The 14,436-nt window shown below is 68.1% G+C and carries 12 protein-coding genes; 6 read left to right on the forward strand and 6 right to left on the reverse strand.

Translation table 11 applies throughout. The features are described from left to right. Positions 1-104: 104 nt before the first annotated feature. Entirely contained in the window at positions 105-746 is a 642-nt protein-coding gene (locus H5J31_RS26760) for a hypothetical protein (RefSeq protein WP_181775409.1), read from the reverse strand. A gap of 77 nt (positions 747-823) precedes the next feature. Between H5J31_RS26760 and H5J31_RS26765 the strand changes: the two genes are divergently transcribed. Both H5J31_RS26765 and H5J31_RS26770 read left to right on the forward strand, forming a co-directional pair. Next, a complete protein-coding gene (locus tag H5J31_RS26765; protein ID WP_181775410.1) occupies positions 824-1,801 on the forward strand; it encodes a GlxA family transcriptional regulator in 978 nt (325 codons plus the stop codon). Between the two features lie 64 nt (positions 1,802-1,865). After that, complete coding sequence (locus tag H5J31_RS26770; protein WP_181775411.1) at positions 1,866-2,855, forward strand: alpha/beta fold hydrolase; 990 nt, start codon at positions 1,866-1,868, stop codon at positions 2,853-2,855. Positions 2,856-3,031: 176 nt separating this feature from the next. Here H5J31_RS26770 and H5J31_RS26775 read toward each other — a convergent pair whose 3' ends face one another. Next, a complete protein-coding gene (locus H5J31_RS26775; protein ID WP_181775412.1) occupies positions 3,032-3,991 on the reverse strand; it encodes a DUF6528 family protein in 960 nt (319 codons plus the stop codon). A gap of 78 nt (positions 3,992-4,069) precedes the next feature. After that, the gene (locus H5J31_RS26780; RefSeq protein WP_181775413.1) at positions 4,070-4,975 is read right to left on the reverse strand and encodes a nitroreductase family protein; all 906 of its coding nucleotides are present in this window, start codon (positions 4,973-4,975) and stop codon (positions 4,070-4,072) included. Between the two features lie 177 nt (positions 4,976-5,152). Here H5J31_RS26780 and H5J31_RS26785 point away from each other — a divergent pair, with 177 nt between their 5' ends. Beyond that, positions 5,153-5,449: a dsRBD fold-containing protein gene (locus tag H5J31_RS26785; protein ID WP_236005403.1), complete on the forward strand. Its 297-nt coding sequence runs from the start codon at positions 5,153-5,155 to the stop codon at positions 5,447-5,449. 6 nt (positions 5,450-5,455) lie between these two features. On the opposite strand, the gene H5J31_RS26790 is transcribed toward H5J31_RS26785, so the two are convergent. Continuing rightward, positions 5,456-7,198, reverse strand: coding sequence for a sensor histidine kinase (locus tag H5J31_RS26790; protein ID WP_181775415.1), 1,743 nt, complete (start codon positions 7,196-7,198; stop codon positions 5,456-5,458). Between the two features lie 182 nt (positions 7,199-7,380). Between H5J31_RS26790 and H5J31_RS26795 the strand changes: the two genes are divergently transcribed. Further along, positions 7,381-8,304 (forward strand): Acg family FMN-binding oxidoreductase, encoded by a 924-nt coding sequence (locus H5J31_RS26795; RefSeq protein WP_456237052.1) that lies wholly within the window; start codon positions 7,381-7,383, stop codon positions 8,302-8,304. Between the two features lie 4 nt (positions 8,305-8,308). On the opposite strand, the gene H5J31_RS26800 is transcribed toward H5J31_RS26795, so the two are convergent. After that, the gene (locus H5J31_RS26800) at positions 8,309-8,941 is read right to left on the reverse strand and encodes a response regulator (RefSeq protein WP_181775417.1); all 633 of its coding nucleotides are present in this window, start codon (positions 8,939-8,941) and stop codon (positions 8,309-8,311) included. A gap of 188 nt (positions 8,942-9,129) precedes the next feature. On the opposite strand from H5J31_RS26800, the gene H5J31_RS26805 reads away from it, so the two are divergent. Continuing rightward, positions 9,130-9,432, forward strand: a complete 303-nt coding sequence (locus H5J31_RS26805; protein WP_181775418.1) for an ANTAR domain-containing protein — start codon at positions 9,130-9,132, stop codon at positions 9,430-9,432. Continuing rightward, complete coding sequence (locus tag H5J31_RS26810) at positions 9,432-9,911, forward strand: response regulator (RefSeq protein ID WP_407925064.1); 480 nt, start codon at positions 9,432-9,434, stop codon at positions 9,909-9,911. The genes H5J31_RS26805 and H5J31_RS26810 overlap by 1 nt, the downstream gene beginning before the upstream one ends. Before the next feature lie 6 nt (positions 9,912-9,917). Here the strand turns inward: H5J31_RS26810 and H5J31_RS26815 are convergent, their stop codons facing one another. Continuing rightward, positions 9,918-14,426, reverse strand: a complete 4,509-nt coding sequence (locus H5J31_RS26815; protein ID WP_407925065.1) for a HAMP domain-containing protein — start codon at positions 14,424-14,426, stop codon at positions 9,918-9,920. Positions 14,427-14,436 lie beyond the last annotated feature (10 nt).

A 14,436-nucleotide genomic window follows, 5' to 3' on the forward strand; every position in this document is an offset into this window, starting at 1 on the left:
GGTAGGTCAAATGACTGATGCCCCCAATGTCGCATTGGGGACACTGAGCGTCTCCAATGCGACATTGGGGGCGATGATCTTGTGAAGGCACACCTGGAAATAGCTCACGGCAGCGGAGCGACCGACACGATGCAGTACTTGTCGTTGCCTTCCCGCCGGACCTCCATCGTCGTGGTGAACTCGGACTCGTAGTTCAGCGTCCCGCTCATCGTCACCGAGATCAGATCCGGGCTGGCCTGCTTCGGGTCTTTCGCCGTGAGCGACGCGTTCTTCTGCCCCAATGCCTTCGCCGCGGCCCGGACCTTGTCCTTGGAGTCCGCGCAGGCCGACTCGGCGGCCTTGTCGTCCTCGTCGCCGTAGACCGCGAGCATGAACTTGCCCGCCAGGACCGGCCCCCAGTCGAGGCTGAGCGGGGTCTGTGTCGCGTTCGCCGCCGACGTGGAGGACTTGCTGTCACTCAGGAGGAACCCGGGCGCCACGAACGCGAGGATCACGAAGACGACCAACACGAGCCCGCCACCGCCGGCGATGAGACCGATCATCATGCCGTTGCCCTTTTTCGGGGGCGGCTGCTGGCCGGGGAAGCCGCCGTACCCGGGCGGCGGATAACCCTGCTGCGGCGGGTACTGCTGGGGGTAGCCCTGTTGTGGCGGGTAAGGCTGCTGCCCCGGATGCGGCTGACCCCACTGTGGCCCCTGTGGACACTGCGGCCCTTGAGGACCGTGTGGCCCCTGTGGATACGACATCGATGTTTCCTTCCCCCGGACGGCTCATTTCGAAGAAAACGAATCTACCGTCCTCATCGGACTCTAGACTTCCGGCCATGAAACGGCTGGTCGTCGTGATCTTCAACGGGGCTTCACTCGGTGCGATGTCGTTCGCGTTCGGCGTGTTCGACATGGCCTCACAGTTCGGGGAGCTTCCCGACGTCGAGATCGAGATCGTCGGCGGCGAGCCGGGGGCCGCGTTGCGGGGTGGTGGTCTGACCGTCCCGGTGCCCGAGGATCTCGACGCGATCAGGCGCGCGGATCTGGTGCTGGTCCCGAACTGGCGATCGCCGATGGAGGATCCGCCCGAGGCCGCGTTGGAGGCGCTTCGGACGGCGCACGAACGGGGTGCCCGCGTGGCGGGGTTGTGCAGTGGCGCCTTCGTGCTGGCCTCCGCGGGGCTGCTCGACGGCCGCCCGGCGACCACTCACTGGGCGATGGCGCCACTGCTCGCGAGCCGTTTCCCGGCGGTCCGGCTGGACGAGTCGGTCCTCTACATCGACGACGGCGACGTCCTGACTTCGGGCGGCGGCGCGGCCGGGATGGATCTCGGCCTGTATCTGATCCGGTCGTGGTGCGGCGCCGACGTGGCGAACCGGCTGGCCAAGGGCATGGTCGTCCCGCCGCACCGGCCCGGCGGGCAGGCGCAGTACATCGAGTCGCCGATGCCCGAACTCGACGACGGCGACCCGGTCTCGGAGACGATGGCGTGGGCGCTCACCCGGCTCGACACCGCGCTCCCGGTGGACGAGCTGGCCAGGCGGGCGCATATGAGCCGGCGCAACTACGACCGCCGGTTCCGCGAGATCACCGGCGCCGCGCCCGGTACGTGGCTCACCCACCAGCGCGTCATCCGGGCGCAGCAGCTGCTCGAATCCACCGACCTCCCGGTCGACGAGATCGCCCGGTACTGCGGGTTCTCCTCGTCCGCCGCGCTCCGGCCGCATTTCCGTCGGCAGGTCGGTGTCACCCCGGTCGCCTACCGCGAGACGTTCGGGCCGAGGCCGACCGTCCCCGAACTCATGCTGTCCTGAAACCGACGCCGGTTGGCGAAATCACCGCTCACGGTCGAGCCGCCGCAGGGTCCAGGATCAAGGTATGACCGACGACAGCCGCTCCTTCCTCAACCGCCGATCCATGCTCACCCTCGGTGCGGGGGCCGCGGCCGCGCTGGTGGCCTCGACCGGCACCGCCGCCGCGGGACAGCCGAACGCGCCCGGCGACGCGGAACTCGCCCGTTCCCTGCCCGGCGGGTTCCGCAGCGCGTACGCCCAGGTCAACGGCGTACGTCTGCATTACGTCGCCGGCGGCCGGGGTGAACCGCTCATCCTGCTGCCGGGCTGGCCGGAGACCTGGTGGCAGTACCGCAGAATCATGCCCACCCTGGCGAAGCGGTACCGCGTGATCGCCGTCGACCTGCGCGGTATGGGCGGCTCGGGCAAGCCGCAGGGCGGGTACGACAAGAAGACGATGGCCCGCGACATCTTCGAACTCGTCCGCTCGCTCGGCTACCAGCGGGCGCATATCGCCGGGCACGACATCGGCGCGATGGTCGCGTTCAGCTTCGCCGCCAACCATCCGGATGCGACGAAGACCCTCACGCTCATGGACGTCTCGCACCCCGACGAGAGCCTGTACCAGATCCCGATGCTGGCCCCGCCCGGACAGCCGTTCAACGTCTGGTGGTTCGCCTTCAACCAGGTCGCGACGCTGCCCGAACAGTTGCTGGCCGGACGGTCGAGGTTCCTCGTGGACTGGATGTTCGACCATCTGCTGGCCGATCCGGCCTCGATCGGCGGCCGGGACCGGGCGATCTACGCCGCCGCTTACGACCGTCCGGACGCGATCCGCGCCGGGAACGGCTGGTACCAGGCGTTCGGCCAGGACATCGAGGACCAGAAGGCGTACGCGAAGATCTCCGCGCCGATGCTGGGCCTGGCGTCGGAGATGAACTACGACTACTTCACGGCCGTCCTGCCGACCAAGGCGGTGGACGTCCGGGTGCGGAAGGTCTCCGGTTCCGGCCATTTTGTCGCCGAGGAACAGCCACAGACGGTCATCGACGAACTCCAGGCCTTCCTCGGGTGAGGCTTATACCCCGAATGGGTCAAGGACACGGGCCGAACCGCCTAATTCACTCGGTCAGGTGAAAGACGCGGCCAGCCGTCATTGTTGCGACAGCATCCCCTCTTCTCTGGTGTGTCGGTACCGGCCGGGCAGCCCCCCGAACGGCCGGTACCGACACGGAAGTACAGGTTCAACCGTCAAAACCAGCGGGCCTTGTAAATCCACGCGCCGTGCAGCGCCAGCTCGGCGCGTGGAAAGGCCAGTTGGACGGCGTCCGTGCACCAGGTGCACAGATGCCCCTCCTGCACCGAGGCCGTCAGGATCTGCCCGGTGCGGGGATTGGTCGTCACGCTCTTCACGTCCGGCCGGTCGATCTCCCGCGCTCCCGCGTAGCGCCGGCTGAACGTCTCGCTCGTCTTCCCGAACTGGTACACGGCCGACTCCGTGGTCACCCACAGCAGGTCGGGCCGGTGCGGAACCGGCTGGAGGTCGTGGCCGCCCTTGCTCGGCAGAGGCACGGACCGCTGTTCGGTGAGCACCGGCGCGGCGGGCGTCCCGCCGATGGTCAGCGCCACCAGCGCGTCGGTGCCCAAGGCCCACAGCAGGTTCCGGCCGGCGTCCCACACCACGCCGTGCGCCCCCACCAGCGGATACTCGGCGTAAGAGGTCGAGCGCTGCCCCTGCGAAGCGGTGTAGATCCGGATCCAGCCGCCGGTGCTGGCCGCGACCGCGACATTCCCGTCGGGCAGCAGTTCGATGCTGTGCGGGTTGGCCGGCCCGCCTACGTTGGCCGCCCAGTAGGCCCGGTCTCCGGCCGGGTAGGGCACGACGGCCGCGAAACCACCGGACGCCGACGTGAGCAGGAACTTCTCGCCGCCCCGCTCGGCGAGCTTCGCGTCGCTCGGGTTGCTCCACGATCCGGCCAGGTCCGCCAGCCCGTTGGCGGCGTTCGGCGCCCACGCCCAGCTGATCTTCCGGTTCTGCCAGGACGCGCGGTCGGCGGGCAGCACCAGGATCCGCTTGGACGCCTGTTCGGTGATGACGATCGATCCGCGATCGCGTGCACTCGCGTCCGCCACCGCCGCCACCGGCGCGGACGCCGCGACCGAAAGACCGGCGATGAGCACCGCCACGAAGGATTTCCGCATGATCTTCATACGGAGACTGAATCCGTCCCGGATGACCGGTGTGTGGCGGCGACCGGAAACCCTGGTGTCGACGAGATGACCCGGACGTCAGAGCAGTGCCCCGGACCGCCGGACCAGCACCTCCTCGATCGGACGGCGTGCGGTCATCGGCATCGGACGGCCGTAGCCCAGCCGCAGCAGCGTGTGCGGACGGCCGAGGTCGGCGAAGATCCGGTCCATCGCGCCGCGCGTCTCCGGCGTTTCGAAGGGTCTCCCGACGAACGCGGTCGCGAGCCCCGCCCCCGTCGCGGTCAGCAGGACCCGCTGCAGCGCCATCCCCGCCCGCAGTTCCGCCGACGGCCCGCCGTCGGCGGTGAGGACGGCGCCCAGCACCGGCTCACCGCCTTCGGCCCTGCCCTGTCCGAAGATCCCGTCCGGTGCGTGCGGCTCCCGCCGGGTCCACAGGGCGATCTCGGCCTGGAAGGCGCCGTTGCGTGACTGCGCGGCTTCGGCCCGGTGCAGTACACGCTCGATCGCGTTCGACCGGTCACCGCGGCCGAACAGTTCCAGCAGGCCGCCTTCCACCAGCGCGGCCGCACGTAACGTCGTCCGCGGTCCGGGTGGGACCGGTCTGCTCAGGAAGGTCCGGCGGTTCGTGTGACGGCGGAAGACGGCTTGCGCCAGATTCCGTTCCACCGGCGAGGAGAACCGGTCACCGCCGATCCGGATGTCGGCGAGCAACGCGGGCTCCTCCCGCGACGGCAGCACCCGCAGGGACAACGTCTTCCCGTTGGAGCGCAGGGAAACGATCAGGTTGAACACGGCGGCGCCGCAGGACAGCCGTGCTTCCCGCGCGTCCGGGTCGGCGATGCGCAGCACCCTCGCGCGGTCGAGCCACACCTCGATCCGGTCCCGGTCGACGACGAACCGCCAGGGCTGCGTGTTGAGCGGGGACGGGGCACGCACGGCGGCCGCCACCGCTTGATCGACGTAGGTGGGTAACGGGACCTTCATCGCGGACTCCCGTGGGAAGGGGGTTGATCCACCCTCCTCCGGGGTATCCGGCGACCGCAGCGGCCGCCGGTCACGAATCCCGAGGACTTTCGCCCCCGAACGGGACGAACGAGGACTTAGGACCCTGTGCCGCGGCGGACGCCGATGAAAGCCTCGATGACCGGAACGGAGCCGAAGATGACTGACGACACCGGCAAATGGACCATTGACGTCGCCTTGCAGCATGGGCCGTACCGGGTACGCGCGGAAGCGTTGCTCCGTCTCGATGACGGGGGTGAGTTCGTCGGTGTCGGGATGGCGCACATCGGGCTCAGAGAGAGTTCGATCTCCCAGGTCGGTTCGTACCTCGCGGTGGCGCGAGCGCTCTCGGACCTCACCGCGGAACTCCTGGAGACCGTCGCTTCCGACGTCGACGCCGAGGTCTCCCGGGCCGTCGAGGTCGACGGGATCCTCACCGCGCAGTCCACGAACTGAGCACGATCACCGCAAGGGGGCGGACCACTCGACCCGGGTTCCGCCCTCTTCCCTTGCCAGCATCTGGAAAGCGCCGCCCGACTTCACCGCGCGATCGCGGAGGTTCCGCAACCCGCCGAGGATCGCGGATCCCCCGTCGATCCCGGCACCGTCGTCGGCGACCACGATCCGCAGGACGTCGTCCTTCACCGCGACACTCACCCAGACGCTGCTCGCCCCCGCGTGCCGGACGACGTTGCCGACCATCTCCCGCACCACCGCCTCGGCGTGTTCGGCGAACGGCAACGGGATCGAGTCGAGTGGCCCGGACAGGCTGACCGTCGGATGCGTCGCGGTGTCGTCGGTGAGCTCGGTGATCGAGTCGTAGAGGCGATGCCGCAAGCGCACCCCTTGCTGGCCCGCCTCACCGCCGTGGAGGTCGAAGATCGCCGTGCGGATCTCGTGGACGATCTCGTGCATCTGGTCGATGCTCTCGCCGAGCCGCCGTCGCATTTCCGGTGAAGGCGCCCGGCGATGGGTGCTCTGCAGCGCGAGGCCGACCGCGAACAGGCGCTGGATCACGTGGTCGTGCAGATCCCTGGCGATCCGGTCCCGGTCGGCCAGCACGTCGAGTTCCCTGGCGGTGCGCTGCTGCGCGGCCAGCTGGAGGGCGAGCGCGGCCTGGTCGGCGAACGACGCCACCACCGGGAGCTGGGCGAGTTCGAACGGGGTCGCACCCGGATTCCGCACCGCCATCAGGACGCCCGACGTCCGTTCGCGCGCCCGCAACGGCACCACCAAAGTCGGGCCGAGCCGTGCTCCTCCTTCGTCGCCCAGCACCAGTTCCGGCACGCTGCGCGGCGTCCGGTCGCGATAGACCGCTCCCGGCAGCGAGGCGGCGACGCTGATCCGCATGCCGGTCAGTTCCTCCGACCGGGCCCCGGCGCAGACCGCGATGGTCAGTTCGTCGACCTCGTCCTCGACATCCGAGCTGACGTCGAGACGGCCCGAGCCGGGTAAGGCGAGCAGCGTGATGTCGGAGCCGGTGAGTTCCAAGGCCCGGCCGGCGATCAGGTTGAGCGCGTCGACCGGGTCGGTGCCGCCCAGCAGTTCCGTGGTCACCTCGCTGTTCGCGGCCTGCCATTGCTGGCGGATCCGGGACTGCTCGTAGAGGTGGGCGTTCTCGATCGCGATACCGGCCGCCGCGGCGAGCGCCTGGACGACGACCTCGTCGTCGTCGGTGAAGCTCTCCCCCCGTTTCTCGGTGAGATAGAGATTTCCGAAGACCTCCTCGCGCACCCGGATGGGCACCCCGAGGAACGACCGCATCGGCGGATGGCACGGCGGGAATCCGACGGAAGCCGGATGCCGCGAGATGTCGGCCAGCCGCACCGGTTTCGCCTCGTCGATGACGAATCCCAGCAGCCCGTGGCCCTTCGGCAGATTCCCGATCCGCTGTTCGGTCTCGCCGTCGATGCCGAGATAGACGAATTCCGCGAGTGAGCCGTCGTCCGCGATGACCCCGAGAGCGCCGTAGGAGGCCTCGGCGAGGTCGATGGCCGCCTGCACGATGCGACGCAGCGTCGTGTCGAGTTCCAGTCCGGACGCGACGGCGAGCACCGCCTCCAGCAGGCCGTCCATCTTGTCGCGGGTACCGATGAGCCGTTCGATGCGGTCCTGCAGATCCCGCAACACCTCGCGAACCCTCAGCTGGGACAACGCGCCGGTGATCCGGTCGTCGCTTCCGCCGAGCCGGTCCTGAGCCGACATCGTGCTCCGCCTCCGAAGATCGGGACGACTCGCGGCCGTGGGGACTTTCTCCTCTTTCGGCACCGCACCGCAGGCGGGACCGTCTCACCGAGACACCTGAATCGCTTGGCGCCGCAGCGGGGGAAACCATGACCTTACAAGTCACCAGGGTCGGGCGTTTGAACTCCGATCAGGTGAATTCAGTGCTCCGCTCGGCCATGCTGGCCCCGTCGATTCACAACACCCAGCCGTGGCTCTTCCGGTGCACCGGCTCCGGGATCGAACTCCACGCCGATCCGCGCCGTATCCTACCGGTCACGGATCCGGACGGGCGGGAACTCGTCCTTTCGTGCGGCGCGGCCCTTTTCACGCTCCGGACGGCGATTCACGCACTGGGTTTCCATCCGGCGACCACCCTGATGCCGAGCCGTGCCGACCCCGATCTGCTGGCCGTGGTCCGCCCGCTCGCCGATCGCACCCCGGATCCGAAGGTCACCCGGCTCGCGCGCGCCATCCCCCGGCGCCGCACCAATCGAAGACCGTTCCTCCCCACCCCCATCCCCCGGTCCACCCTCACCACTCTGCGCCACGCCACCGAACTCGAACACGCCTGGATGCCGAGTCTCGACGCCGAACAGTGTCTTCTCCTGCGGGATCTCACCGCCCGCGCGCATCTGGACCAGTTGGCCGATCCCGCCTTCGTCGCCGAACTCGTCCGCTGGACGCGTCTGGGCGGCCATGTCCGCGCCGGCGTCCCCGCCTACGCCACCGATGGCTCCCCCGCCGACGAAAGCTGGCTCCTCGAAGAGTTCGGCACCCCCGGCGACCGCGCACGACCGCTCCCGCTGGTGGTCGCGATCGGCTCGTTCTCCGACGGCAGACTCGACAGGCTGCAGGCGGGCCAAGCACTCCAACGCGTTCTGCTCACGGCGACCAGCGCGGGACTCGACACGTCGTTCATCTCGCCGCCGGTCCGGGTCCCGTCGGCGCGCGCCGAATTCCGCCGCCTCCTCGGTTGCGGCGTATGGCCGCAAGTCCTGCTCCGCGTCGGCTACGGCTCGCCCCTGCCGTGGACGCCGCGCCGCCCGCTCGAAGACGTCCTGCTCGACACACTCGTTTCCGCGTGAGCGATCAAGGACGACGCAGTTCGGTGGCCAGCACGGCCGCCTGGGTACGCCGCTGCATCCCGAGTTTCGTCAGCAGGCGGGACACGTAGTTCTTGACCGTCTTCTCCGCCAGGAACATCCGCTCGGCGATCTGCCGGTTGGTCAGCCCCTCACCGATGAGCTCCAGCAGCGTCCGCTCCTGCTCGGAAAGCCCGGCGAGCGGCCCCTTCTTCACGGCGTCGTCGCGGAACTTCGCCATCAGCGTCGCGGCGGCGCGCGCGTCCAGCAGCGACCGGCCGACGCCGACCTCCTTGACCGCGGCCACCAGGTCCATCCCCCGGATGTCCTTGATGACGTAGCCGCTCGCGCCCGCCATGATCGCGTCCAGCATCGCCTGCTCGTCGGTATAGGACGTGAGCATCAGGCATTTCAGCTCGGGCATCCTGGAACGCAGTTCGCGCGCGAGTTCGACGCCGTTGCCGTCCGGGAGCCGCACGTCGAGCACCGCGACATCCGGGCGCAGCGCCGGGATCCGTGCCAGCGCCTGGGAAAACGTCGCCGCCTGACCGACCACGCACAGACCGGCGTCCTCCTCCAGCATATCCGCGACCCCTCGGCGGACCACCTCGTGATCGTCGACCAGAAACACCCGGAGCATTCCGACCTCCACGCTTTCCCTCCTCGGATGAGAGCGTACGGCGCACGACCGGTCACTGCGACCGGCCAAAGGGCCCTGTTTGCCGCCCGTTCGAGTGCCCGCCGTCGGTGGGACCAGGTTCATTTGCATCATCCGAGTCAGGACGTTTTGTTCTTCCCGGGGTTCGCCGCCGCTGCGACGATCACCCCATGTCCGAGACCACGCTTTCGCCGGCTCCCTCGTCCGGCACCCCAGACCCGGCCGACGAGCTCGTCGCCATGCGCAATCGCGTCCGTTTCTACCGGGCCAGGGCCGAGCAGCTCCAGTACGCCTTGGACCACCGGCTTCCGATCGAACAGGCGAAGGGGGTTCTCGCCGAGCGTTACCAGATCGACATCGCTTCGGCCTTCGAACTGCTGCGCTCGTTCTGCCGCAACAACAACATGAAGATCCATGACGTCGCCAGGACGCTCGTCGAGCAAACGAGCGAGGGTGCCCGACGAGTCTCTTGATGAGTCACGCCATGCTCGGCGGGGGGCCCGCGACCACCTCCGGCGCCGAAGACATCGCGGGCACGGACTGGGTCATGAACCGAACGCCGCCCCCCAGACTTCGGGTGCTCGTCGCGGACGACAACCCGGTCATCGGTGATGCCCTGCGCGCCCTTCTGGAGACCGAACCCGACATCGAGGTGGTGGGCATCGCGGTGAACGCGGGCGAGGCGGTCGCGTTGGCGGAACTGCTTTCGCCGGAAGTCGCCGTCCTGGACGTCCGGATTCCCGGCGGGGGCGGCGCCTGGATCGCCAGGGAGATCCGCAAACGCGTACCCCGCACGCGGCTGATGGCGTTCTCGGCGCACAGCGACACCCGGTCCATCGCCCAGATGGCCTCCGCCGGTGTCACCGAATACCTGGTCAAGGGCAGCCCGAACACCGAGATCGTCGCCGCCATCCGCCGTCTGTGCGCGAACAGCGCCAACGGGACGGAGTAGGCGGGCTCAATCCGAGAGCCAGCGTTCCATGCAGGCCAGCAATTCCGCCGAGTCCACGGGTTTCGTGACGTAGTCGCTCGCCCCGGCGGCGAGACTTTTCTCGCGGTCCCCTTCCATCGCCTTCGCGGTCACCGTGATGATCGGCAGCCCGGCGAACTTCGGCATCTCGCGGATGGCCGCCGTCGTCGCGTAGCCGTCCATCTCCGGCATCATCACGTCCATCAGGATCAGGTCGATGCCGTCGTCGGACAGCAGTTCCTCGATCCCCTTGCGCCCGTTGGGGGCGTGCACCACCGACAGCCCGTGCAATTCCAGCATCCCGGCGATTGCGAACACGTTGCGGGCGTCGTCGTCGACGAGCAGGACCTTGCGTCCTTCCAACCTCCGTGGTTCGACCGGCCGGGCGGCGACCGTCGCCGACGGTTCGGTGGACGCCGGTGGCATTTCGGGCTGATGCATCAGCGGCAGGATGCCTTCGAGTTCACTGGCCGAGATGTGCAGCATGATGCGTTCCCGCAACATGTCCAGCGACGGCAGCAGCTCGACCGGATGCACCCGCGCGTGTCCTTGCAGCAGCCGGTCCTGCGCGGCGCTGAGCTTGCGGCTCGCGTGCGCCAGCACCGGGACTTCGACAGGATCCGGCCCTTCGACGAGACGTTTGAGGAAGGTCAGCGCGCTCGTGCCCGGGATGCTGGTGTCGAGTACGACGCAGCGGTAGCTGTCACGTTTCAGTTCCTCGTAGGCCTCGGCCGGGTTGGCCACCGCCCGCACCTGCACCGAGCCGTGGCTGTCCGCGACGTCGGCGGCGACCCCGCGGGCGAGCAGGGTCAGCAGGCTGTTCTGCTCGCTCTCCACGACCAGGACCCGCCGCTCCGACCCACTTATGTCCACAATGGACTCACCCTGGCTCGTGGCGGCCGTGAAGCGGGCCACGGGCAGGTACAGGGTGAACGTGCTGCCGGTGCCCAGCAGGCTGTCGGCCCGGATCTCGCCGCCGAGCAGGTAGGCGACCTCGCGGCTGATCGACAGGCCGAGCCCGGTCCCGCCGTACTTGCGGCTGGTGGTGCCGTCGGCCTGCTGGAAGGCTCCGAAGATCGACTCCAGGTTCTCCTCGGCGATCCCGATACCGGTGTCGATGACGCTGAACGCGACCAAGGACTCGTGCCCATCAGACGTCGGCGAAACGATCGTGTCGACCAGTTTCACCCGGAGTTCGACGCTGCCGTCCTCGGTGAACTTGACCGCGTTCGACAGCAGGTTCCGCAGCACCTGCCGCAGCCGCTGCTCGTCGGTGAAGAGCAGCTCGGGCACGTTGGGCTCCACCACCACCTGGAAATCGAGCCCCTTCTCCGCGGTCAGCGGGCGGAACGTCGTGCCGACGTAGTCCAGCAGCTGGCGCAGCGGGAACGGCTCGTGATGGATGTCCATCTTGCCGGCCTCGACCTTCGACAGGTCGAGGATGTCGTTGATGAGCTGCAGCAGATCCGTGCCCGCGGACTGGATCACCTTGGCGAACTCGACCTGTTTCGGCGTCAGGTTCTGGGTCGAGTTCTGCGACAGCACGCCGGCGAGGATCAGCAGGCTGGTCAACGGGGTCCGGAGTTCGTGCGACATGTTGGCGAGGAACTCGGACTTGTACTTCGACGCCAGCGCCAGCTGCTGTGCGCGTTCTTCGATCTCCTGGCGCGCCTGCTCGATTTCGAAGTTCTTCACCTCGATGTCGCGGTTCTGCTGTGCCAGAAGTTCGGCCTTCTCCTCCAATTCAGCGTTGGAGACCTGGAGTTTCGCCTGCTGCGCCTGGAGTTCCTCCGAGCGGGCCTGCAGCTCCTCGGCCAGCCGCTGGGATTCCTCCAGCAGGGAGTCGGTCCTCGAGTTGGCGATGATCGTGTTGACGTTGACGCCGATGGTCTCCATCAGCTGTTCCAGGAAATCCCGGCGGACGGCGGTGAATTCGCCGAACGACGCCAGTTCGATCACGCCGAGCACCTGGTCCTCGAAGATGATCGGCAGGACGATCAGGTTCACCGGCGGGGAGGAACCGAGGCTGGACGAGATCTTCACGAAGCCCGGCGGCGTCCGGTCGACGACGATCGCCTTCTTGGTATGCGCCGCCTGCCCGATGAGCGACTGGCCCATCGCGAACTCCGACGGCACGTCCAAGGCCTCGCTGTGCCCGTAGCTGGTGATCAGCCTCAGTTTGGTCCCGGTCTCGCCCGCCTCGGTGAGGAAGAACGTCCCGTGCTGCGCGCCGACCAGCGGCGTCAGCTCGTTCATGATCAGCGATGCCACCACGCTCAGGTCCCGGTGCCCCTGCATGAGCCCGGAGATACGCGCCAGGTTGCTGTTGAGCCAATCCTGTTCCTCGTTCGCCCGCGTCGTCTCGCGCAGCGACTGGACCATCGCGTTGATGTTGTCCTTCAGCTCGGCGACCTCACCCTGTGCTTCGACGGAGATCGACCGGGTGAGGTCGCCGGTCGCCACCGCACTGGTCACCTCGGCGATCGCGCGTACCTGGCGGGTGAGGTTCCCGGCCAGCTCGTTGACGTTCTCGGTGAGCCGTTTCCACGTCCCCGAAACGCCTTCGACCTCGGCCTGGCCGCCGAGCCGCCCTTCGCTGCCGACCTCGCGCGCGACACGGGTGACCTCGGCGGCGAACGCGGACAGCTGGTCCACCATCGTGTTGATGGTGGTCTTGAGTTCGAGGATCTCACCCCGCGCGTCGACGTCGATCTTGCGGGACAGGTCGCCCTGCGCCACCGCGGTGGTCACCTGGGCGATGTTGCGGACCTGGCCGGTGAGGTTGTTCGCCATCGAGTTGACGTTGTCGGTGAGGTCCTTCCAGGTGCCGGCGACGTTCGGCACCCGCGCCTGGCCGCCGAGGATGCCTTCGGTGCCGACCTCTCGCGCCACCCGGGTGACCTCGTCCGCGAACGCCGAAAGCGTGTCGACCATCGTGTTGATCGTCTGGGCGAGCGCGGCGACCTCGCCCTTGGCCTCGACGGTGATCTTCTGTGACAGGTCGCCGCGGGCGACCGCGGTCGCGACCTGCGCGATGGAGCGGACCTGGTCGGTGAGGTTGTCGGCCATGACGTTCACCGACTCGGTCAAACCCTTCCAGGTCCCCGAAACACCCTTCACGTCGGCTTGGCCGCCCAGCCGCCCCTCCGTACCGACCTCCCGCGCCACCCGCGTGACCTCGTCCGCGAACGACGACAACTGGCCGACCATCGTGTTGATGGTGTCCTTGAGTTCGAGGATCTCGCCGCGGGCGTCGACGCGGATCTTCTGCGAGAGGTCGCCTTTGGCCACCGCGGTGGTGACTTCGGCGATCGAGCGGACCTGGTCGGTGAGGTTGTCGGCCATGACGTTCACCGACTCGGTCAAACCCTTCCAGGTCCCCGAAACACCCTTCACGTCGGCTTGGCCGCCCAGCCGGCCTTCGGTGCCGACCTCTCGGGCGACACGGGTGACCTCGTCGGCGAACGACGACAACTGATCCACCATCGTGTTGATCGTGTTCTTCAGTTCGAGGATCTCGCCGCGTGCGTCCACGGTGATCTTCTGCGACAAGTCGCCCTTCGCCACCGCCGTCGCCACCTGGGCGATCGACCGCACCTGCGCGGTGAGGTTGCCGGCCATGAAGTTCACCGACGTCGTCAAGTCCCGCCAAGTCCCGGCCACACCGGGAACCTGGGCCTGCCCGCCGAGCGCGCCTTCCGTGCCGACTTCGCGCGCGACGCGGGTGACCTCGTCCGCGAACGACGACAACTGATCCACCATCGTGTTGATCGTGTTCTTCAGTTCGAGGATCTCGCCGCGTGCGTCCACGGTGATCTTCTGCGACAGGTCGCCCTTCGCCACGGCGGTGGTGACTTCGGCGATCGAGCGGACCTGGTCCGTGAGGTTGCCGGCCATGAAGTTCACCGACGTCGTCAGATCCCGCCAAGTCCCGGCCACACCGGGAACCTCGGCCTGCCCGCCCAGCCGTCCCTCGCTGCCGACCTCGCGCGCGACGCGGGTGACCTCGTCCGCGAACGACGACAACTGATCCACCATCGTGTTGATCGTGTTCTTCAGTTCGAGCATCTCGCCTTTGACGTCGACGGTGATCTTCTGCGACAGATCACCCTTCGCCACCGCCGTCGCGACCTCGGCGATGTCGCGGACCTGGCCGGTCAGATTGCCCGCCATCGCGTTCACCGAGTCGGTGAGGTCCTTCCAGGTACCCGAAACCGAAGGCACCGCCGCCTGGCCGCCGAGTTTGCCGTCCGTCCCGACCTCGCGCGCGACACGCGTGACTTCGGACGTGAACAGGGCGAGCTGGTCGACCATCCCGTTGAACACCACCGCCATCTCGTCCATCAGGACGTCGTCCACCTGGGGCAGCCGGGTGCTGAAATCGCCGTCACGGACGGCTTTCAGCCCTTCCAGAAGCCGCTGGAGGCCTTCGTCGTTGAGCGCCCCGCCCGCTCGGACCGCGTCACGTTGAACACGCATGTTCCCCGGTTCCGGCATCGCGGTGTCT

The organism is Amycolatopsis pittospori (genome assembly GCF_013870525.1).
Classification (GTDB): Bacteria; Actinomycetota; Actinomycetes; order Mycobacteriales; family Pseudonocardiaceae; genus Amycolatopsis; species Amycolatopsis pittospori.